Here is a 23240-nt window from a genome sequence, read left to right as displayed (position 1 = left end):
TAATGCGGGATAATAAAAGGTGAACAGGTCGTATCCCTGTTCACCTTTTATTATTTCTACCTTATTTATAAATTTTCACACGATTTTCTAATGGTTGGAACTTTTTTTCGCCAGCAAGTACTACTGGTTTACCAAATGGCATTTGCGCAGTGAGTTTCCAGTTTTCTGGAACATCCCATTCTTTTCTTACTTTTTCATCAATTAATGGATTATAATGTTGCAATGTAGCACCAAATCCTTCAATTTCTAAAGCTGTCCAAATTGCAAATTGTAACATCCCTGAGGATTGCTGTGACCAAGTTGGAAAGTTCTCTTTATATAGTGCAAATTTTTCTTGAAGCCCTTCCACTACTTCACTGTCTTCAAAGTATAAAACCGTTCCATAACCACTTTTAAATGCATTCATTTTTTCTTCTGTAGGTGCAAAGTTATTTTCAGGTACAATTTTCCGTAATGTTTCTTTCGTAAGATCCCATAATTTATCATGTTGTTCTCCTAACAAAACAACAACACGAGCACTTTGAGAATTAAAAGCTGAAGGTGTATGTTTTACAGCATGATAAATCACTTCTTGAATTTTCTCATCAGAAACTACTTGCTCTTTACTAATTGCATAAATAGATCTTCTGTCTTCAATTGCTGAGTAAAAATCTTTTGCCATCATAATTCCCTCCAATTTTCAATTGAGGCTATTTCATATGTATACATCATACAACGCCCCTTCAAACTTATTATTAATAAGTTTATAACTTTATACTATCAACAAACATTGATAAACTCAAATAATAACTCTCACATTTTTTACCTTTTTACTTCCCGTGTTTTAAATAAAAAAGCAGTTTATCGTTACTAAAAATAAGTAACAATAAACTGCCTTCCTCATGTAATGTTCTAACTTAGCATTTTACTTAATTAACTAATCCAAATGTATATGACATTAACTTATTCGTCTCTGTAAAACGTTTTGTTTTACTGGAAGTCCCCATGACTACTGTAATAATTCGAGTATCTCCTTGTTTTGCAGTACCTGTAAAACAGTACCCTGCACTATCTGTAAATCCTGTTTTTAATCCGTCTATTCCTTCTATATATAAACTTTTATTATTTTTGTTTAGCATGTCATTTGTACTGATAACATTAATATTATTAAATGCTAACTGACTTTGACGTAAGTGAGTCACTTCTAATATCTCCGGATAATCTTTTATAAGATGATACGCCAGTTTTGCTACATCGGCAGCTGTCATCTTAGTCTCACTTCCATCAGGCTCTTGTAGCCCTGATGCATTTGCGAATTTAGCATGTTCCGACATTTCTAACTGTTTCGCTTTTGCATTCATAAGTTGAACGAAATCTTTCTCCGTCTTTGCCATATGTTCTGCTAACGCCACCGCCGAATTATTTGCCGATTCAATCATTAATGCATGGTACAAGTCTTTCACAGTCAATGTGTCATTCACTTGGACTGGGATTCTCGCACCCTCTGTTTGCGCTGCTTTCTCACTCATTTTCACCGGATCTTCCCAGCGAACTTTCCCATTATGTACACTCTCTAATAAAAGGTACGCTGTCATCATCTTAGACATACTAGCTGGCGCAAAAGCTTCATTTTCGTTATGTTGATAAATAACATCTCCATTACTCGCATCGATAATCATAGCTGCTTTTGCATCAACTTTTGGTGGGATGTACTTTGACGGAACTACTTTTTCAGTTAACCCAGTTTTAGGTAGCTCTGCCACTTGTAAAGGTGGTCCCTCTACATTTGTTGTACTCTTTTGAGTTCCTTGGAATAAGAACCAACATATCCCTAAAATAATGACTAATAGGATTGTTACTCTTCCCCATTTCAACCGATTCATTTCAAAACTCCTTTAGCAAACCTTTTATACACTCACAGTCAACCATAACAACAATTCCTGCATATCGTCAAGGTAAAAAGTATATTTATTCATATACAACAATTATTATTTCAATCTATTTATGTTACACTATGAATACTGAAATATAAGAATATTCAATGATAAATTCATAAACAAACTATTTAATAGAAAGGATTCATACAAATGATACTTCCAAAACCATTAAAATACGGCGATACTATTGGGATTTATTCGCCCTCTTCACCAGCAACCTACACTTCCCCAAAAAGGTTTGAACGAGCAAAATCTTACTTAAAACAGAAAGGGTTTCATATATTGGAAGGTTCACTTACAAATCAATATGATTATTATCGTTCTGGCAGCATACAAGAGCGTGCTGATGAACTAAATGATTTGATAAGAAATCCAAATATTTCTTGTATCATGTCAACAATTGGTGGGATGAATTCCAATTCATTATTACCTTATATCGATTATGATATTTTTCGAAATAACCCTAAAATAATGATTGGATATTCAGACGTATCAGCTTTATTACTAGGAATTTATGCAAAAACAGGAACTCCTACATTTTACGGTCCTGCACTCGTTCCTTCTTTTGGAGAATTTGAGCCTTTTGTAGATGACACATACAAATATTTTTCAGAAACATTACTAAACGATCAACCTCTTCCTTACAATATAAAGCAACCGTTATTTTGGTCAGATGAATTTATTAATTGGGAAGAAAAAATGAAAGAAAAAGAACTTAGACCAAATAATTGGATTTCTGTAACGAATGGACAAGCTACTGGGCGTATGATTGGCGGGAACTTAAATACAATACAAGGAATTTGGGGTAGTCCTTATATGCCACCTATTCAAGAAGGTGATATTCTATTTATTGAAGATAGCTCAAAAGATGCAGCTACTATTGAAAGAAGCTTTTCCTTACTTAAACTTAACGGAGTATTTGATAAAGTCTCTGGTATCATTCTTGGAAAACATGAGCAATTTGATGATTGCGGTACGAATCGAAAACCTTACGAAATACTATTAGAAGTACTACAAAATCAAAGAATCCCTTTTCTAGCTGACTTTGATTGTTGTCATACGCATCCAATGATCACTATGCCCATAGGTATTCCAATTAAGTTGGATGCGACCAATAAAACGATACATATTTTAGAAAAATGGACGGTCTAAGCACACTTATATTATAGGAAGAAAATATAATGAACTTACCGTTAGAAAACAATGAAAAGCTCCGTTTATGAAAAACGGAGCTTTTCATTATTGACCTAAATTTTGTATCTTATCTTTCAAATCTCGCACTTGATCCATCGTCTGCATAAGCTCAGAGTTTTTAAATTGCTCTACATCAATTTTCCCTTCCTCTACCTTCTTCATAGACGTATCAATTAATGTATTTAACTTTTCATTATATCCGACGATTTGTTGGTGAAGATCCTTCGCAACATCTGGTGGTGTTAATTCATTAAAAGCTGGTATATCTTGTTTAATTTCATTTAGCTTCGCTTCCAATTCTTTTCGGGCTTCTTTATCATTAACAGCCTTTTCCGCTAACGCTGGAGCTTCATTTGCAAATGCGCTTATTTCATTCACATAGTCTGTTGCCTTTTGAGCATAATCTAATGAGTTCTTTCCTTCCTCTACTATCGAACAACCTATTAAACCAATTGAAACTATCAATACTAATAAAATTGATTTTATTTTCATTTTAGACTCCCTTCGTCTTTATAATTGTCTGTAAGCTTCCCTTCATAACTTCTAGCTTAATTGCTTATAACCTTTTTTCAAATAGCAATTTACCCACTTACATGCCCTATTATTGTTACAACATCAATTTCTATATGTACGCTAATAATATCTTCAATTATATCCATATATCCTTGTCCTATAGCTGTTCCATAGTGTAATGACAGCCCCTTCTTTTCATAAACTGACTTTGGCACTGTAAAAATAAATCTCCTCAAGTTTCTTTCATCAGCTGGTTCCATAATTAAAACAATCCCATCCTCATCAAACATATACACTCGCCCTCCAACTTTACATTCACTATGGCTCAGTATTGCCTTGGTCAACTAAATTTAAAACCTAAAAATACGATACACGCTGCTCTATAATTAAAATAAGAAGCATTCATTCTTTTTTTAAAGAATGAACGCTTCTTCAAAACGTTGTTTTAAAGGTCCTTCCCCCCTGTAGATGGGGGATATCACTTCCCCTCAATACACATCTCTTGCCTATCATTTTCGGACAATATAGAGCATATCTGTTTCAGATAACCCAAATTTCTTAGCGCTTTTCATTCCTTGTTTTTCAGCTATGTTATACAGTTCCACCTTAAATCCTGCATTCATTAATCGTTGAATAAATCCTGATTGATTATAAATTCTTACATGATCTTCATGACCAAAAGCTAATTTTCTTAATTTCGGTGTTACAATTAATTCATTCTCTATAATAGAATCTACATTCATTACGATTGGCACTTGAATAATTCCCCATCCATTTGGCTTTAATATTCTATATAACTCTCGCATCGCTTTTTCATCATCGAAAACGCGTTCTAATACATGGTTACATAAAATCACATCAAATGTGTTATTTTCATATACAATTCTTGTAACATCTATTTCTTTCATTAACTGATCCTTCGGTTCAATATCTCCACATACATATGTAATGTTTTTATACTGACTAAACCATCCTCTTACCTTTGCTTCCGGTGCAATATGAAGTACAGTATCATTTCCACTTAATAAATCAGTTTCCATTTCAATATAAACACGATATAACCTTTCACGATCCATCGAATCACATACCGGACAAATCCCCGTATCTTTATTCCACATCTCGAATTTATATTTTGGAAAATCGTAATGTGCTGGCCAAGGGGAAAATTTTGCAAATTGTTGATTGCAATATTGACAATAACATACTTCTTTCTCAAATATACGAGTAACTACCTTATTTAGTGCCTTCTCTATCTTTCCATTATCAATTTCATTTAATTGCCCACCTCTTACTGCATCTTTCATTATGAACACCGCATTTTCCAAACAATAAGTCAAGCACTCTTTATAATCTTGCTCATCATTTAAAAATCCACTATTATATGCATCTATTATTAATTCAATCCATTCCTCAATTGTCATGAATATAAACTGCTTTTCCTTTTGATTTCGTCCACTATACTGTCTAAAATAACTAAGAGGTTCCTGTATATAAACGACTCTACCTTTCTTCATCATATCGAGCCATGTTGCAATGTCATGAATAGCAGAATAAGCTTTCCCCTTAAAACAACCAAACTCCCCTCCAAAAAACTTCCGATTAAACAGAACTGTTGTAGGTTCACCAACTACATTTTTCAAGTTTTTTAACATATAATTCCCTAATTCTTTCCCTTCAAAAAGTGTAGTTTCTTTGGCAATTTTCATATTCAATGTTGATGGTGGTAAAACCTTTCCATTCTCATCAATTAGTTCCCGATATGATGTCACAAACGAAATGTTTTCTATTCTAAAAAAACAATTCATCATTCTTTTAATCTTTTCAGGATGAAATAAGTCATCATCTAATAAAAAGTTTATATACTCTCCAGTTGCAAGTTCTATACATTTATTAAAGTTCTCAGCTTCTAATGGGGTTTCACTTTTAACATATGTAATGCATTCATATTCACGTAAATATGGTTGGATCATCGCGTGAACTTCAACGTTCGTACTGTCGTCAGAAATTATTATTTCAATATTTTCATATGTTTGATTCAAAGCACTTTTGAGAGCTAATTCCAAATAATGAGGTTTATTGTAGGCAGGAATAAGTATGCTAACTTTCGGTAGATGAGAGTTATAATTCATATATTGTTTTTTCTTTTCTATATTAATTTTCTTTAGCTTAATTTGTTGATAAAAATCTAATGTATATAATAGTGATGATGGAACTATTCTTCTTGCATAGTCTAGAAAATTAGTTATTGCTTTGTCTAGCTCTGTTTCATTAGCTAAAAAACCATATTTTTCTCCAACTATAATACTATGTGAAAAATCTTCTAATCCATCCATAAGTTTATTAGATTCATTTAACTGTTGACCTGGATGTAATCGGAAGTAACTAAGTGTCTCCGCTATATATACTGCTTTTCCTTTACTTAATAAGGATAACCATGAGGCGATATCTACGTTGCATAGATACCTCTTTTTATCAAACATACCATACGGTTCTTTCAAATCATTTTTACGAAATAATACCGTTGTAGGTTCTCCTATATAATTCTTTTGATTTACAATTACCCTATTTGCTAATTCCACCCCATCTACTATTGTGTCATTTTCAAATAGACGTACTGTTGAATAAATATGTCTTAATTCGTTCTCTTCATCATCAATTACTTGGCGATGGGATGTTACGAGCTTAATTTCATGATTTAAATCATTGACATAATATTTCATCATTTTTTCAATTTTATTAACATGAAATATATCATCATCCATTAAAAAGTTAATATACTCGCCGTTCGCCTCATTACATAACATAAGTGCATTTTCAAATTGCCCTAGAGTTGAGCTATTTTTTATATAATTAATATTTGAATACTTACACAAATATTTTTGTAATACCTTTTCTGTTTCGTCATTCGTACTATCATCTCCAATAATAATTTCTATGTTAGGATATGTTTGTTCTAACACACTACATAATGCTTTTTCAAAGTAGTGAGGACGATTATAAGTAGGAATTAATACACTCACCAATGGCATTCGATCTATCGCCTCTTTACTTTTTTCAAAATGACCTCTCATCTTATTCCTCCACCTTTTCGCATATTATTTATATACGCGACACAAAATCACCTGACTAAAACCGTATGGAACCTTTATACTTTTATGCAAGCTCGTAACAAAATATCCTACTTTTCACTCCTATATATACACATTCAATAATACAGACATTTGATTTACAGCTTTCCATTCATAATGATTACCATCCTAAAACAGTATTGAGCCAAACAAATCTATACGTTGAAATGAATATATATTTCTTAACAAAAAATAGCTACACCATAAGGTGCAGCTATTTTTACGATAAGTACTTAATCAAATTATATTCCTTTATCTAGCTCATAAAGCATACGATATCTCTCATTTTCTTTAAGTAATTGCTCATGACTTCCTTGCATTACAATTTGACCACGATCAAGGAATATAACTTCATCTACATGTTCAATTCCTACAAGATGATGCGTAATCCAAATGACTGTATTTTCTTCCGTTGCAGAAAACATTGTTTCTATTAAAGATAACTCTGTCTTTGGATCTAACCCGATAGTAGGTTCATCAAGTACAATAATCGGCGCTTCTTGCATAAGCGTTCTAGCAAAAGCAACCCTTTGTCTTTCTCCACCAGAAAATCTCTTCCCCATTTCATGCATTTTTGTTTGTAATCCATCTGGAAGAGAAGCGATATGCAAAGCTAATTGTGCTTTCTCTAAAGCGTTCCATATCTCTTCATCATTAGCCTCTGGTTTACCGATTCGCACATTGTTTCCAATTGTCGTATCGAACAAATGCGGTTTTTGATTTAATACGGAAATATATTTGGATAAAAGATTCGTATGCGCTTGTTCACCATTCAATAAAACTTGTCCATGTACCGGACTTAACGCCCCTGTTAACAATTTTAGTAAAGTAGATTTCCCTGTCCCACTTCTACCTAAAATGGCAATTTTTTTTCCTGCTTTTATTTGTAACGATATATCTTTTAATACAGTCTCGTTACTGTCTGGATAACTATACGATACATGATTCAGTTCAATATCTACATGTTTTGGTGCACCGTAATCCTTATCTTCATGCAAATCCATTTCATCATGTAAAACACTATCACTTTCTACACGATTCAGACGATGAGCAGATTCTACATAAGATGGGATTCGATCGATGGCATCTGAAATCGGAATAAGCGCATTCGTTACAGATAAAGTCATTAATACGAAGGCCGCGATAACTGTAGGTGCAATCTGTTCACTTGCTGCTTCATTCCCAGTCCATATAATCATTGAAATAACTACAATACCTACTACTAAATGAATGAGACTGTCTCGAATATGATACCAGCGTTTCAATCTCTTCTCTGTTTTTAACAATCGATCATTTTGCTCTACATACTCATTAATAAATTCATCTTTTCGACCACTTGCCTGCCAATCCGATAATCCAAAGACTGCGTCTGTTAGTTGTTGATACAAACGGCTTCTTCCCTGCTTTAAAGTAACATGATGTCGCCTCATCAATAGTAATGATACGAATGGAAGAAGAAAAACGATAATAGCTAACATACAACCAGCAATCAGTGCAAATACGAAGTCAAATGTACCGATAACAAGTACGAAAATGCTATATACAACTAGTGCTAATATACTAGGGAATATTGTACGTAAATATAGGTTTTGTAAATGCTCTATATCTTCGGATAGTACACCTAACACATCACCCGTTTGAAATCGGGAACGAAAAAATAACGCCTGTGGTTCTACTATTCTGTATAGTTTCGTTCTCATTCGTTCTAATATGCGTAGTACGACATCATGTCCCACTAAACGCTCTATATAATGGAAAACAGCTTGCCCTATACTAAACGCACGTGTTGCAACAATCGGAACATATACAGCCATTACATTTTCTGGTCTAAGAGCAGATTTAGAGATTAAATAACCTGAAATAAAAAGTAACATCGCACCTGAACTAACTCCAAGAAGCCCAAGGAAAATAGTTAAGGTCATTCTACCTTTATTTTGCTGTATATAAGGTTTAATCCAGTTACTCATTTCTCTCCCCTCTCTTCCCTATGAAAATGTAATGTCTCTTTCTTTAACAGTTCTTCATACGTTCCACTTTCTTTAATTTCCCCTTTATTTAAAATAAAAATATGATCCATTTGTTTCATCCAATGCAGACGATGTGTTGCAAGAAATACTAACTTACCTTCAAACAGACGTAACATCGATTGCTTTATTTCAAATTCAGTTTCAATATCAAGATGCGCCGTAGGTTCATCTAATAAAATGATTGGTTTTTTACTTAAAAGTGCACGCGCCATAGCGACACGTTGTTCTTGTCCGCCACTAAGCATACGTCCACCTTCTCCAATTCTTTCATCCATTCCATTTGGAAGAGATGCAATGAGTGAGCTAAGCCCTACATCATGAATAACTTTCTTCATTTCTTCATCCGTTGTATTTGTCTCGTAGAAACAAATATTATCTTTTAATGAAAGTGGGAAAATATATGGTTGCTGTGGAATATAAGCAATATTTTTTTGCCAATCTTCACGAGTAGATCCGTCAATTCCCACACCATTTACTAACACTTTCCCACCGGACGGAGAGAGAAATCCTGCTAACACATCGATTAACGTTGATTTCCCTGCCCCACTTTCACCAATAATGCCTATAGCACCGTTACCTTGCCAAGCAAAGTCAATTCCCTCTAATATAGCCTTTTTAGATTCATCGTTATTTACTTTTACATCTTGTAATTTCAAGCTACTTGAAGAATTCCATACTATATCTACATTTGAATCTTTCTTTTCTATTTCTTTTTGTTGCTGTAGAATTCCCTCTATTTGTTCCATCGCAAGTTGGCCATCTAATGTAGCATGATAATTCGCTCCAACTTGCTTAATCGGTAGAAAATATTCCGGAGCTAAAATTAATATTGTAAGAGCAGGCAATAAAAGAATCGTTCCGTCTATTAAACGAATTCCTAAACCTACTGCCACAAACGCAATTGATAAACTTGTAAAGAAATCTAATGCAAAAGAAGAAAGAAAAGCAACTCGCAAAGTACGCATCGTTGCTTTTCTATATCTTTTACTAACCTTTTCAATCTTTCCTTCGTGCTGTTTACTTTTCCCTAAATACTTTAATGTTTCTAACCCTTTTAACGTATCTACAAAATGATTAGAAAGTACACGATATGTTTCATATTGACTATCAGCCATTTTCTGCGCTGCTAATCCTAAAAGAATCATAAATATGATTACAATAGGAATCGTTACAACTAAAATGATTCCAGACTTAATATCCAGCGTAAAAACATATAGTACAATTAATCCCGGAACGATACTACTTCTAATCATTTTAGGGATTGTCAATTCAATATATGTTTTAAATTTTTCAATCCCTTCAATCGATAAGGTAACCAGATGACCTGTTCCGACAGTTTGAACATATCTTGGTCCTAACGTGAAATATGCCTCTATTAATTGCTTTCTTAGCAACGATCCTGTTTTTTCAGCGAAACGTTCCACTAAAATTTGTGATATTCGAACCAACATGTGGCGCGCTGCAAACATGACCCCAAAATAAACAGTTTCATTCAACACAGATTGCACTGTTTCTCCATTAAATAAAAACGTAATAGCTCTCGCTAAAAACACTGTTTGCGCAATAATACTAAAAGCTTCTAAAATACTAATAATCGTTAACGCTACATATAACATACGGCTACCGGGATAAGACGGAAGTCCTCTTTTTCTTTTCATTAGTACTCCAAATCGTTGTCTGACTTAACAGGTTGTCTAAATACATAATAACTCCATATTTGACTTCCGATAACGAAAGGCAAAATAGCAATCGCAAAGTAAGTCATAAGTTTTAATGCATAAGCTCCTGATGCTGCGTTGTAAATTGTCAAATCATTCATTGCTCCTAAAGAGCTAATCATAACACGTGGGAACATACCGATAAATACACTCGCACTTAGTAAAATGATTGTTAAACTCGTCATAAAGAAAGCCCAACCATCTCTTCTTCTTTTATTTAATAAAGTGGACGCTAATAGTGCTACAAAAGCTCCAATTGGTACCATAATCCATTCTGTACCATGGGCAGTGAAAATATCGGTTTTCCATAACCCTATACCAGCAAAAATAAGAAGTGTTATTAATGAAAATGGTGCAATTTTTATTGCAGCAATTCGTGCACGTTCTCTCAATTTACCCGTTGTACGTATTGTAAGGAATTGTAGTCCATGAACAATACATAGCAGAAGGAACATTACTCCTCCAAGTAACGCAAATGGATGAAGTAATTGCAAGAATCCACCTACAACATTTTTACTCTCATCGATAGGTACACCTACCATAAAGTTTGCAATCGCAACTCCCCAAAGGATCGGAGGTAGCATACTTCCAATAAACATACCCCAATCCCATGCACTCTTCCATTTATGATTATCTATTTTCGCCCGGAATTTAAAGGAAACACCTCTTAAAATTAAAGCAAGTAGCATAAATACAAAGGGAACATAAAAACCACTAAATAAAGTTGCATACCAGTGCGGAAATGCCGCAAACATAGCGCCACCAGCACAAACAAGCCATACTTCATTCGCGTGCCAGAACGGTCCTATTGTATTCAAGTAAACTCGTTTTTCAAAATCATTCTTTCCTAAAAACCTTGAAACCATTCCTACACCAAAATCGAAACCTTCCAGTACGAAGAATCCAACAAATAAGATTGCAATAACTAAAAACCACAACTCATTAAGAGATAACATACTCTTCCTCCTTATCAAATGGATCATGGCTTTGATAATCCTTTTTCGTTTTCTTATTCGTATGTCCCTTAATAGTACGAACAAATAAGTACACACAAATTCCACCCATAATTAAATACATTGATGTGAATGAAATAAGTGAGAATAATACTTCACCGAATGTTACATTGGGTGATACAGCATCTTCTGTTTTCATTACACCAAATACTACCCAAGGCTGACGACCCATTTCAGTCATAATCCATCCTACTGTATTACCGATGAACGGAAGAGAAATTGCATACACCATTACTTTTAAATACCACGTTTTTTCAGCTAAACGATCTTTTCTTGATAAGAACCATCCGTAAGCTCCTAGAAGTAACATGAATGTTCCACTCATTACCATTGCTCTAAAACTCCAAAACATCGTATGCACTGGAGGAATATAATCTCCAGGTCCGTATTTTTCTTCATATTGTTTTTGAATTTGATTCATCCCTTCAACTTGACCGCTAAACTTATCATACGACAATAGACTTAGCATATAAGGGATTTGAATTTCAAATGAATTTTCTTTCTTCTCTGTATCAATTTTCGCAAATACTGTAAATGGCGCTGGATCCTCACTCGTATTCCATAGCGCTTCAGCTGCAGCCATTTTCATTGGATGTGTCTTAATTAATTGTTGTGCTTGTGCATGACCGAAGAACAATACAAGCGCTGTTGTAATCGTTCCAACAATGATAGAAATTCGGAACGATTTTTTAAATACTACAGTTTCTTGTCCTTTTGTAATTTTCCATGCACTTACACCCGCAATAAAGAATGCACCTGTTGCAATTGCCGCTGTAATTGTATGCGGGAACTGTACCCATAATTGTGGATTTTGAATAATCGCTAAAAAGTCATTCATTTGCGCTCGACCATCTGCTGCCATTTCATACCCTACAGGTGACTGCATAAATGCACTTGCAGTTAAAATCCAAAACGCTGATAACATTGTTCCAATTGAAAGGAGCCAAATACATAGTAAGTGAATTCGCTTCGGTAGTTTATCTTCACCGAATACCCATAAACCTAAAAATGTAGACTCAATGAAAAATGCTAGTAATCCTTCAATTGCAAGTGATGGACCAAATACATCACCTACGAAACGTGAATATGTGGACCAGTTCATACCAAACTGAAATTCTTGTAAAATACCTGTTACTACACCTACTGCAAAGTTAATAAGGAATAATTGCGTCCAAAACTTCGCCATCTTCTTATATACTTCTTGTCCTTTTACCACATACAACGTTTGCATTATTGCAATAATAAAAGCTAAACCAATTGACAGCGGAACAAAAAAGTAATGGAAAATCGTTGTTGATGCGAACTGTATTCGTGCCAATTCGAGCGTTTCCATACTAAAATCACTTCCTTCATAGTTTTTATAATTAAAATTAATTGAGCAATCTTAAAAAACTCAATTATTAAGAAATGCGAAAAGACAAAAACATCTTGTATGTATTGTCGAAAAATGCAAAATTTCAGTTTTTCAAACTATTGCAATGCTATTTTTATCTTTTCACTATTTCTGTAGTGTTTTGATTCGTTAATCGAATTGTATAATATACCTGCATAGTAAATTTAGGTTATTTTTGACGTATTATTGACATCATTTTGTCTGAAATATGTCTTTTGTCATTTTTTTGAATCAGATTTTTCTCATTAGCAGAATGTGTTTTTTCAATATACGGCTTACTTTTATATCTATAAAACAATCGTTTTTTCTTCATACACTTGACTTTTACCCGGAAAAACGTCCTCGAAACCACCCTGGATAAATGCTTATTTTTTGTCAAGAGAAAAATGTATTTTCAAAATTCAAACTCGAAATAATGTTATTCAAAAATAGAAAAATAGCTTCCCTCTCCCTCGACTAAAAGTTCATTTTTTTGTCATTTTTCCAGAACAAATAAAAAACTGAGAGTCAATTAGACTCTCAGTTTTTTTATTTATTTTGCTGTATGTTTTCTAACGGCTGGTAAAATTTCAGTAGCAATTAATTCAATATTTTTCTCAATTTTATCAAATGGTACACCGCCAAAATCAATTTGTGCCATAAAGCGTTGTTGGCCAAACAATTCATATTGGTAAAGCATTTTCTCAATGATTTGTTGTGGGCTACCAACCATTAAAGCATCACGGTAATCTATTGCATTTGTAAATTGCTGTTTCGGATACCCACCACCGCGCAGTGTAAGCATACCAGCATTAATATGAGGGTAATATTCACTAAGTGCATCTTGTGAATTTTTTGCCGTATAAAATAAACTCGTTGTCGCAACTGGTAAACTAGCTGGATCAAATCCACTTTGCTGAGCAGCCTCGCGGTAAGCATCTACTGACACTTTAAAGTTAATTGCTGGACCACCAAGTGTTGTTATCATCATTGGCACACCTGCACGTCCTGCTTTAATTGCACTAGCTGGCGGTCCACCAACCGCACGCCAAATTGGCAGGTTATTGTTTTTAGCTCTAGGAATAACTGAAGCATGCTCAAGTGGTGCTCTGAACTGCCCATTCCATGTGACATGTTCCTCTTTATTAATTTTTAATAAAAGATCCATCTTCTCTTCAAATAACTCTTCATAATCATTTACATCGTAACCAAGTAAACTATATCCTCCAATACGAGATCCACGACCAGCTACGATTTCAGCACGACCATTAGAAATCAAGTCAATGGTAGCGAAATCCTCATATACTCGAACTGGGTCAGATGTACTTAATATCGTTGCGGAACTTGCAATTTTTATATTTTTCGTAGCTTGCGCGGCCGCACCTAAAATAACTGTATGAGCTTGCGTTGTAAAATGTGTTTGATGACTTTCGCCGACAGCAAACACATCAAGCCCTGCCTCATCTGCTAACTTAGCTGTTTCAATTAGTTCGTGAATTCTTTTCTCTGGCGTAATTTTCTCCCCATTATGTGGATTTAAAACATGATCACCGATTGAATATAATCCAAACTCAATTCCTTTTCTTGTATCTATACGGTATTTTTCCATAGTTACTCTCCCCTTTAATAAAGTAGTATTAGTTTTTTTCTAAAAACGTTGGTAAGTCAAGTGTATCTCCGTATTACCTACGCCATCACTTGATTAGTCAATTGATAGTATAAAAAAATTACTCTTGCGGTAATTCTTTTTTTTCACTATGCTTATGAACTTTCGTCATCAGCTCGTATAATATTTTCTGCTCTTCTTCATTTAATACATCATCAAAAAACGAAGATTGAAATGCAAGTTGCTCTGGCAATGCTCTCTCTAAAGCTGCTTCTCCTTGCTCTGTAAGACTAATTGTTTTTGTTTTCCAATCTTGTTTTCGCACAATATATCCTTCTTTTTCAAGACGAGTTAACATTCGAGAAATACCGCCTTGCGTAACAGTAACCTTTTCAGCTAACTCCATTTGTGTCAACGGCTGATATGTCCGTATTTGCAAAAGGACATCAAATTGGGCTGTCGTTAAATCAAACCGTTTTAAAAATTCATTTGACATTTGATTACTTTGATTCGTAAATCGTATTAAACGTAACCATATTAACGATCCTATCGTATTATCACGCATGTTTTATCACTTCCTAGCGTTTATCTTATTATCACTTTACTACGCAAGTGATGTTAATGCAAGTGATAATTACATTTTTTTATATAACTCAACTTACTTGAACTTAACCAAAGGTATTACTCGTGTAGTATTAGGTCTACTTACCATTCTCTACATCTCCATAAAAAAAGGATTAAGCTCCAACGCCTAATCCTTATCATGCATTTATTTTTGTTTTCCAAAACGGTATGTTTGAAATTCACACCATCTAACCTATTATTTTCTTTTATCGTACCGTAAATTCATTCAAGATTACCGTCTTCATGTAAAACTTGTATAGGTTTGCATAAGAGACCCTTGTTTACACCCATCGGGCTTTTACGGGATAAATTACTTAAGTTCCACTTTTACTTCCTCCTTAGACATAACATCAGGTCTATAAATTAATTGAAGATTTGAATCTTTTGACTATACTAATCTTCTATATGTGCCAAAAGATGAATATGGTCATCCATTTACGTATGTTGGATTTGTTACAGGATATTATTTTCAAGCTTATGGTGCAGATCGTATATACTTATTCTTCAATAAAGAATTAAGAAAAGCAGTAATTTGTTTTGAGTATACATAAGATAACCAAGAAAAATCCATTTTGAACCTTTTTACTTGAATCAAAATGGATTTTTTATAAATAATTAATCTATATTTCAATTCCACATCTACTGTGAAATGTGTAGAACTTCATATATTGTAATATCCTTCATTGCTTCAATTTCAGGCTTTTCTTCATAAAAATCAAAATGACTATATCCCCACTTATCTGGGTTATAGACTATTACATTCCCTATACAATTTTCTGTATTCTGGACATTCTGATTCGAAATATTAAATTGAGCCCCAATCAATGAATCCATTTGAGAAATACTCCCTACATATTCAACAACATATCTACTTTTTCTAAAGTCATTACTTACATTAACAACGAATGGAACACCTATATTTATTTGTTGCCACCCGAACGATTGTAAAATATTATCGTAATACCCTTCAAAGATAAATTTGTTCATCCCTTCATAACCATTCCAAATATATAAAGGTGCATAGCAATTATAGAAATTCCCGTCCTTACCTGCCTCAGTAATTAAATAGGCCTTAAAATTCAACTCTTGAAAACCATCTGTTTTATGACCATTCTTTTTTACCCTTTCTCTAATAATCCTTATATCATAATCCTTTGGAAAAATAACCTTATATTGCATTCCAATCATGTTTATCACTCACTTTCAATCTTATATACATAATGATAAACCGATGGCTAACTAACGTAAAATAGGTATAAATTATGTTTGGTATCATTTATAATGATACCGTATAAGGGGCTGAAATGAATGGAAATAAATGATCTTATCATATTTAAAACTGTAGCGAATGAAGGCTCTATTAGTAAAGCTGCTAAAGAGCTAGGTTATGTGCAACCGAATATAACGGAGCGAATAAAAAAATTAGAACAAGAGTTAGAAACACCATTACTACATAGAGATAACAAAGGTGTTTCATTGTTACCTTCTGGTGACATTTTATTAGACTACACGAATAGAATATTAACTCTGTTAGAAGAAGCAAAAAATGAAATTAAAACGAGTGGTTCTTCTTATGTAATTGCGACATCACAATCTATTTTGACAAATTATTTAAGTATGCGCATTAAAGAAAATTTTAGGAGTTACCAACTATACATTGAAAGTAGTAGCCACTTACAAACACTGTTACAGCAACAAAAAGTTGATATGGTCATAACTTATGAGGATTATCCTGACGCAGCGTTTAAAAAAGTATTCACCACTTCAATTTCTGTAGGTTTATTAAAAGCGAAAGAAAAGTGTACCATTGACTATTCAAAAGAACTTTTCTTCGTTAGTAATGACAAGAAGTGCCCTTTTAGAAATAAGACAATACAATTTTTAAAAGAAAACAATCTATCTCAGCGCCAACTTCAACAGTTAGATTCTTATTCGCTTATGGAAGAATTTATCGTTGAGGGAAATGGGATAGCTTTTTTACCGATTAAAAATGATAAGTTAGTAACAATTGAAAATGTTCCAATAGAGAAATTAGCTGTTCATTTTTTTACGAATCGAAACTTTATTAAGCATACCCCTGATGAACTATTTGAGTAATAGAATGACTTTGTTTACAAACTTTTTTCAAAATAAAAACCCCTCTTGAACGTATATAAAAGAGGGGTTTTTTTTATATACAATTGATTTTTCACACGTTCTGCTCCACACCTGCGCTTTTCTCCTTCTTACTCCTTTTAACACTCTTCAACTGCTTAACCGTTCCAACTAATCCTTTCGGAAAAACTAGTAACACGATTATATACAATAACCCTAGAATAATCGTCCATCTTTCAAAAATCGGATACTCCGTCGCTAATTCTGATAAATAATATTTTAGTGATTCAATGATACCAGCTCCTGCAATGGCTCCGATTAACGTTCCAACCCCTCCAATCATTGTCATTAATAATGCATTTAACGTCATTTCAATTGAAAATACAGTGGTATTTACAAAGCGTAATGTGATGACGAATAGACCACCGCTAATCGCTGCAACTATTCCTGCCACTACACTTGCGATAATTTTATAATGAAGAACTTTATAACCAAGTGCTTCAACTCTTTGTTCATTTTGTGAAATTGCCTTTAATACTTTCCCAATTGAAGATTTTGTGAAAAGACGTAGCAAAATGAAAATATTGATTAAACATATAAACGTTACATAATAAAATGTAAAACGATCACGGAACATTTCTGGTACTCCAAATGTAAATCCATCTCCTCCGTGAGTTAGCCCACGCCATTTTTCAGCAAGTACGAAAAACAACTGTGAAATAGCGAGCGTTAACATTGCATAAAAATGACTTTTCAACCGTAAAGAAAGCAAGCCGATTATATAACTAACGATTGCTGAAACGATAATTGCCGCTATTATACCTATGAAAAAGTTTGTTATTGATACACCTTGCCGATCGAATAAAAGTGCTACCCCATATGCTCCTATTCCAAAGAACATACAGTGGCCGAACGATACAATTCCTGTATAACCAAGCAATATATCAAAACTCATTGCAAAAATAGCAAAGATGAAGATTTGAGTGAACAAAATTAACAAGCTCCGTGAATCATTTACGAACGGAAATACACTTAAACAAATGAGCATAAATACTCCGAAGTATACTTTAATTCGATTCGATGTGTTGTTCACCATTTCACCCCTTTTCACCAACAAGTCCAGTTGGCTTCACTATTAAGAAAAACAGTAACATTAACATATTGATTGCAAGTGATAAATCTGGCATGAAATATGCTGTAAAAGCTCCGGCTAATCCGACAATTAAAGAAGCGATAGCTGAACCTTGGACGCTACCTAACCCTCCAATTATTACTACAATGAAAGCTAAAATTGCATATTGCATACCCATTTCGGCGAAAACAACGCCTGAATATGGTGCAAATAAGAATCCACCTAACGCTGCCATTCCTGCTCCTAATAGAAAGACGAACGAAAATATAGCTTTCACGTTAATGCCGAGTGCTTGAACCATCTCCTTATCCATTACACCAGCGCGGATCATAAGACCTATCTTTGTTTTTTTGAGTAGTAATAGTAGAGCAATGTAAATTAGTATCCCAACTAAAATAACGAACAACCGGTATTTTATTAATATAACCCCTCCAAATGTATAGCTACCTTGTAACCATATCGGTAACTTTGCACTAATTGGATTCGGTCCCCAAAATATTTTTATACACTCACTAAGAACGAGCATTCCTCCGAGTGTAACGAGTAGCTGGCGAACATGGTTTCCATACACTGGCCTAATAAGAAATCGTTCTAAAATAAAACCAAGCAACATTCCCATAGCAACCGCTCCAACTAACGCTAACACATAACTACCTGTCATATTAAATAACCAAACGCCTGTAAAAGCTCCCCATGCAAATAAACCACCATGTGCAAAGTTTAAAACGCTCATTAGGCCGAAAATAAGTGAAAGACCTGATGCTAATAAAAAAATAAGCATCCCTGTTGAAACGCCGTTTACAAATAAGTTTATTAACACATCCACGTTCTATCCCCCCGTATCAATGTTAAGAAATACCTAAATATTTATGACATGTTTCTTTATCCTCTCGCAGTTCATTCATAAAACCTTTATGCACAATACGCCCATTATCCATAATGTAAAAATAATCACCGATTTGACTAGCCATCATAAAATTTTGTTCAACAAGTAAAACAGTCGTTTTCTCCTTCATTTTCAAAATTGCTACCATTAATTTTTCTATCATAATTGGTGATAGCCCCTTACTTGGCTCGTCAATAAGCAATAGTCCATCACTATTAATAAACGCTCTTGAAATAGCCAACATTTGTTTTTGTCCCCCGCTTAAAAGCCCACTTTTCTTATTCCAAAACTGCTTTAAATCAGGAAATAGCTCGAGCATCCAATCTATTTTCTCGTCAACTTCTTCTCCTTTTCCACTCGCAAGTGCGAACGTCTCTTCTACTGTTAAATCATGAAAAATCCCTTGATTTTCTGGTACATAGCCTATTCCTTTTCTTGAAATTAAATGTGTAGATAATCCATTGACTTGCGTACTATCATAATAAATCTCACCATTTGCTATCCGATGAAATCCCATAACCGATCGCAACGTTGTTGTTTTTCCCGCCCCGTTTCTTCCAAACAGTACAGTAATCGTCCCTTTCTCAACAGTGAGTGATACCCCTTGTAAAATATGAAACTGATCTAAATACGTCTCTATATTATTCACTTGTAATAGAGCCACTATATAATCCCCCTAAATAAGCACTTTGTACACGCTCATCTTTCATCATTTCTTCTGGTAACCCTTCCGCTAATAACTCGCCATGAAATAAAACGATAAGATGGTCCGACAAACCTAGTACCATATCCATTTTGTGTTCGATGAGTACGATTGTGCTCTCTGGATGTTTTTTAATATTTTCAATCACTTGTAAAATAGCCGGAACTTCCTCAACTGAAATACCCGCAGTTGGCTCATCAAGCAGTAATACATCTGTCTTTAATGCTAATAACATAGCAAGCTCTAACTTTCTTTTTTCCCCGTGAGCTAAATCTTTTGCTAATACCCCCTCTTTCTCATGAAGTAGCACTGTTTTTAAAAGACGTCTCGCCTCTCCAGTTTGCTGCTTTAACTTAGCTACATTCGGGAAAAAACTGTAATAATCTTGAACGAATGATTGAACACTTAAACGTACATTTTCAAGTACCGTTAACTCTGGGAATATATTTGTAAGCTGAAAAGAGCGCCCGATTCCTAATCTTGTTCGGTCTGAAATCGATAATTTTGTAATCTCTTTTCCTTTAAAATACACTTCACCTTTCGTCGGAGAAATTTGTCCACTTAGTAAGTTAAATAACGTTGTCTTGCCGGCACCATTCGGTCCAATAATTGAAATGAGCTTTCCCTTTTGTACCGTTAAATTAACATCTTTAATAACATGATGGTCACCAAAAGATACACAAAGATTTTTCGTCTCTAACAAATGTGTCACGAAATCCCTCCCTTTAAAGCTTTCAGTATGAAAGAAATACGTATAAAGAGGGTATCCCCTCTTTATACAAAAACAACAGAAAATTCAGTCTATTTATTTTGAACTGGTGGTTCTGTCTCTTTCATCGTTAATTCTCGCTCTAACACTGGTACCGGATAATCAACACCATCTTGCTTTTTCAACGTGATAGAATATAGCGTCTGCATCGCTTGGTGGTCTTTCTCTCTAAATTTCATCTTTCCTTTCGGTGTATCAAATTCCATTCCTTCCATTTTCTTAATCAATGTATTTACATCTGTATCACCATTTGTTTTCTTTAATGCTTCCACAATGGAAATTGCCGCTGACATTCCTCCTGCTGTAAATAAATCTGGTACTGCACCATTAAATCTTTTTTTATGTTCTTCAACTAACCAGTCATTCACCTTATTTTTTGGAAGTGCATGATAATAAACAGAAAAACCTTGCATTCCTACTAATGCATCCATCGTTTTTAATGCTGGTATATCCGGTGCACCAGTAGAGACTTTAATACCTTGCGCTTCCACATTCATATCTTTCAACTGTTTCCAAGGTGAATTTGCCCCTGCCCAAACGATAAATAAGTAATCTGGTTTTGAGCTAATGATATTTTGAATATTTGCCGTAAAATCTGTTGAATTCGTGTCAGCGTATTGCTCGTTTACAATGTTTGCTCCTAATTTTTTCGCACCCGCTTTAAATGCCGCAATCCCTTCACGACCAAAAGCGTTATCTGGAGCAAACGTCGCAATCTTTACATCTTTTTTCGCAATTGCTGCTGCTCCTGCAATCGCATCTTGTGAGGAACTTCTTCCAGTTCTAAAAATATATTTATTCCAGTTCTTCCCGGTAATACTATCAGCAACTGCCGGTTCTACAACCATAATTTTTTCATATTCTTCAGCAAGTGGTAAAACCGCTAACGTATCACTTGAACTAGACGATCCGACTAAGAAATCAACTTTCTCTTCTTCTAATAATTTCGTAGCTTTCTTTACCGCTACATCGGCTTTCGTTTCCGTATCTTCTACTACAAACTTAATTTTTTTCCCTTCCACTTTTCCTGTTCCACCAGTTGCATAGTCTAACCCTAATTCAAATCCGTTCACTGTTTGCTTTCCATACGATTCTAATGGACCTGTTAATGATGCAAGAACCCCTACCTTAATCGTTTTTTCATCCTCTGTACTTGTTTTCTTTCCTGAACAAGCTGCCGTTATTAATAACGAACCTAAAACACAACCAGTAAACATCGTTTTTAGCCACTTACGTTTTTTCATCGACATTGTGATCCTCCCCATACTTTACTTTCTGATAGAATCAAACACGCCAAATTCCCCTGCCCGTAATCATGACTTTTAAACTATAAGATAGATAATGGAAAACTCTTGTAGTATCCTCTACATTCGGCACAAATCTATAATCACCTTCCTATTAAATGGAAATGGACATACAATCAATATATATTCCGTTATCCAATTGAAAATACTGTTTCATTACAGTATTCATCACGAAAAAAGCTGCAATAATTAACTTAAGTTAATTATTGCAGCCTACATAAAAAGCACTTAATTATTTTCTACCTTTTCTAACCCTTCAACCAATTGTTTCTTATCTAGCCCTTCCCCGATTACTACCAAGTTTGTCGGGAAACCAAAATCTTGCTCTAGTAAAGTTGGTACGCCAAACGAATATTGGAATAGATGAGGGTATTTATCTCCATGGAATTTCACAAAACCTTTCACTCGATAAATACTATCTGGTAAATTCGAAAGCCATTCATATAATTTGTCTTGATCAATCGATTTCGTAAATTGATACGTCATCGTTTGTATATGTAAATGCTGTTTAACATGAAGTGTCTCGTGTTCCCCAGCACTCACAAATTCAGCTTCTTCTATATCATCTAAAGATATATTACAATATTTTGTTTCAAACAATTTCGCATGATTATTTATTGCTTTCACTTCTTCAAGTACTTTGTTCTTATCTTCTTCTGTTAGTAAATCTGATTTATTAATAAGAAGGTGACTACTAAATTTCATTTGCTCATGCAGTAACTGTTGCACATTTGCACTTAATATACTTCGATTTAACCATCTTACTGCATCTAAAACGACTACAATTGATTTCACTTCTAAGAAAGGTGCTAAAATTGGTGATACACATGCATCTAACACTTCAATTGGATGTGCGACGCCTGTTGTTTCTATGTAAATTACATCTGGTCTTTCTTGCTGATATAATGAATGCAATTGTATTTCAAGTTCTTCCTTTAACGTACAACAAATACATCCTTTTAGTAATTCTCTTAACACATTCTCTTTACCAATAATATCTGTATCTACTGAGTATTCACCAATTTCATTCATTAAAACAGCAACTTTTCTATTCTTCTTCTTCTCCGCTACTAATAAATTTTGTAATAATGTTGATTTTCCACTACCTAAAAAACCACCTAATATATGAATTTCCACTTTATTCATTTGATCAACCATCCATTTCTTTATTTCAAACGTATTCAAAGCGTAATAATTACGATTTATATTTATCATTTTATTAAAAGAATAACAATTTGTAA

The 23240-nt window shown here is 34.1% G+C and carries 20 protein-coding genes and 2 pseudogenes; 3 read left to right on the top strand and 19 right to left on the bottom strand.

What is annotated here, in order from left to right; all coding sequences use genetic code 11:
- Nucleotides 1-61 precede the first annotated feature (61 nt).
- A complete protein-coding gene (locus MHH42_RS09625; RefSeq protein WP_016108209.1) occupies nt 62-664 on the bottom strand; it encodes a nitroreductase family protein in 603 nt (200 codons plus the stop codon).
- 244 nt (nt 665-908) lie between these two features.
- Nucleotides 909-1862: a D-alanyl-D-alanine carboxypeptidase family protein gene (locus MHH42_RS09620; protein WP_001080885.1), complete on the bottom strand. Its 954-nt coding sequence runs from the start codon at nt 1860-1862 to the stop codon at nt 909-911.
- Between the two features lie 204 nt (nt 1863-2066).
- On the opposite strand from MHH42_RS09620, the gene MHH42_RS09615 reads away from it, so the two are divergent.
- Nucleotides 2067-3068: a S66 family peptidase gene (locus MHH42_RS09615; RefSeq protein ID WP_070173036.1), complete on the top strand. Its 1002-nt coding sequence runs from the start codon at nt 2067-2069 to the stop codon at nt 3066-3068.
- A gap of 87 nt (nt 3069-3155) precedes the next feature.
- Here the strand turns inward: MHH42_RS09615 and MHH42_RS09610 are convergent, their stop codons facing one another.
- The 10 genes and pseudogenes from MHH42_RS09610 to MHH42_RS09565 all read right to left on the bottom strand — a co-directional run.
- Nucleotides 3156-3602, bottom strand: a complete 447-nt coding sequence (locus MHH42_RS09610) for a DUF6376 family protein (protein ID WP_000695210.1) — start codon at nt 3600-3602, stop codon at nt 3156-3158.
- Between the two features lie 89 nt (nt 3603-3691).
- Entirely contained in the window at nt 3692-3913 is a 222-nt protein-coding gene (locus MHH42_RS09605) for a hypothetical protein (RefSeq protein WP_000459109.1), read from the bottom strand.
- A 219-nt stretch (nt 3914-4132) separates the two neighbouring features.
- Nucleotides 4133-6694 carry a glycosyltransferase gene (locus MHH42_RS09600; RefSeq protein WP_340893237.1) on the bottom strand — a complete coding sequence of 854 codons (2562 nt, stop codon included), beginning with the start codon at nt 6692-6694 and terminating at the stop codon, nt 4133-4135.
- 299 nt (nt 6695-6993) lie between these two features.
- Nucleotides 6994-8718, bottom strand: coding sequence for a thiol reductant ABC exporter subunit CydC (cydC, locus tag MHH42_RS09595; protein WP_070173034.1), 1725 nt, complete (start codon nt 8716-8718; stop codon nt 6994-6996).
- Entirely contained in the window at nt 8715-10436 is a 1722-nt protein-coding gene (gene cydD / locus MHH42_RS09590; RefSeq protein WP_070173033.1) for a thiol reductant ABC exporter subunit CydD, read from the bottom strand. Before cydD ends, cydC begins: the two co-directional genes overlap by 4 nt.
- On the bottom strand, nt 10436-11452 hold the full coding sequence (gene cydB / locus MHH42_RS09585; RefSeq protein ID WP_000950090.1) for a cytochrome d ubiquinol oxidase subunit II: 1017 nt from the start codon (nt 11450-11452) through the stop codon (nt 10436-10438). Before cydB ends, cydD begins: the two co-directional genes overlap by 1 nt.
- Complete coding sequence (gene cydA, locus MHH42_RS09580) at nt 11439-12842, bottom strand: cytochrome ubiquinol oxidase subunit I (protein WP_000448866.1); 1404 nt, start codon at nt 12840-12842, stop codon at nt 11439-11441. The genes cydB and cydA overlap by 14 nt, the downstream gene beginning before the upstream one ends.
- 592 nt (nt 12843-13434) lie before the next feature.
- A complete protein-coding gene (locus MHH42_RS09575; protein WP_000417545.1) occupies nt 13435-14490 on the bottom strand; it encodes an LLM class flavin-dependent oxidoreductase in 1056 nt (351 codons plus the stop codon).
- Nucleotides 14491-14608: 118 nt separating this feature from the next.
- On the bottom strand, nt 14609-15052 hold the full coding sequence (locus tag MHH42_RS09570; protein ID WP_001205523.1) for a MarR family winged helix-turn-helix transcriptional regulator: 444 nt from the start codon (nt 15050-15052) through the stop codon (nt 14609-14611).
- Nucleotides 15053-15421: 369 nt separating this feature from the next.
- A pseudogene (locus tag MHH42_RS09565) lies at nt 15422-15493 on the bottom strand (DUF4352 domain-containing protein); the annotation flags it as partial.
- On the opposite strand from MHH42_RS09565, the pseudogene MHH42_RS09560 reads away from it, so the two are divergent.
- Nucleotides 15489-15662: pseudogene (locus MHH42_RS09560) on the top strand (siderophore biosynthesis protein); the annotation flags it as partial. The pseudogenes MHH42_RS09565 and MHH42_RS09560 overlap by 5 nt on opposite strands.
- A gap of 88 nt (nt 15663-15750) precedes the next feature.
- On the opposite strand, the gene MHH42_RS09555 reads toward MHH42_RS09560, so the two are convergent.
- Nucleotides 15751-16299 (bottom strand): DUF4865 family protein, encoded by a 549-nt coding sequence (locus MHH42_RS09555; RefSeq protein ID WP_340893235.1) that lies wholly within the window; start codon nt 16297-16299, stop codon nt 15751-15753.
- A 120-nt stretch (nt 16300-16419) separates the two neighbouring features.
- On the opposite strand from MHH42_RS09555, the gene MHH42_RS09550 reads away from it, so the two are divergent.
- Entirely contained in the window at nt 16420-17208 is a 789-nt protein-coding gene (locus MHH42_RS09550) for a LysR family transcriptional regulator (protein ID WP_000404971.1), read from the top strand.
- A 91-nt stretch (nt 17209-17299) separates the two neighbouring features.
- Here MHH42_RS09550 and MHH42_RS09545 read toward each other — a convergent pair whose 3' ends face one another.
- The 6 genes from MHH42_RS09545 to MHH42_RS09520 all read right to left on the bottom strand — a co-directional run bounded on the left by MHH42_RS09545 (nt 17300) and on the right by MHH42_RS09520 (nt 23145).
- On the bottom strand, nt 17300-18253 hold the full coding sequence (locus MHH42_RS09545; RefSeq protein WP_016108202.1) for a branched-chain amino acid ABC transporter permease: 954 nt from the start codon (nt 18251-18253) through the stop codon (nt 17300-17302).
- Between the two features lie 49 nt (nt 18254-18302).
- Nucleotides 18303-19163 carry a branched-chain amino acid ABC transporter permease gene (locus MHH42_RS09540; RefSeq protein ID WP_000382809.1) on the bottom strand — a complete coding sequence of 287 codons (861 nt, stop codon included), beginning with the start codon at nt 19161-19163 and terminating at the stop codon, nt 18303-18305.
- A gap of 22 nt (nt 19164-19185) precedes the next feature.
- Nucleotides 19186-19887 carry a branched-chain amino acid ABC transporter ATP-binding protein gene (locus tag MHH42_RS09535; protein WP_001196710.1) on the bottom strand — a complete coding sequence of 234 codons (702 nt, stop codon included), beginning with the start codon at nt 19885-19887 and terminating at the stop codon, nt 19186-19188.
- A complete protein-coding gene (locus tag MHH42_RS09530; RefSeq protein ID WP_000149304.1) occupies nt 19865-20638 on the bottom strand; it encodes an ABC transporter ATP-binding protein in 774 nt (257 codons plus the stop codon). Before MHH42_RS09530 ends, MHH42_RS09535 begins: the two co-directional genes overlap by 23 nt.
- Nucleotides 20639-20727: 89 nt before the next feature.
- Nucleotides 20728-21945 (bottom strand): substrate-binding domain-containing protein, encoded by a 1218-nt coding sequence (locus MHH42_RS09525; protein WP_000062008.1) that lies wholly within the window; start codon nt 21943-21945, stop codon nt 20728-20730.
- Between the two features lie 282 nt (nt 21946-22227).
- Nucleotides 22228-23145, bottom strand: a complete 918-nt coding sequence (locus MHH42_RS09520) for a CobW family GTP-binding protein (protein ID WP_001044962.1) — start codon at nt 23143-23145, stop codon at nt 22228-22230.
- Nucleotides 23146-23240 lie beyond the last annotated feature (95 nt).

The sequence above is a fragment of the Bacillus sp. FSL L8-0099 genome (genome assembly GCF_038006385.1).
Lineage (GTDB): Bacteria > Bacillota > Bacilli > Bacillales > Bacillaceae_G > Bacillus_A > Bacillus_A toyonensis.
This window is presented reverse-complemented; position numbering and strand designations above follow the sequence as displayed.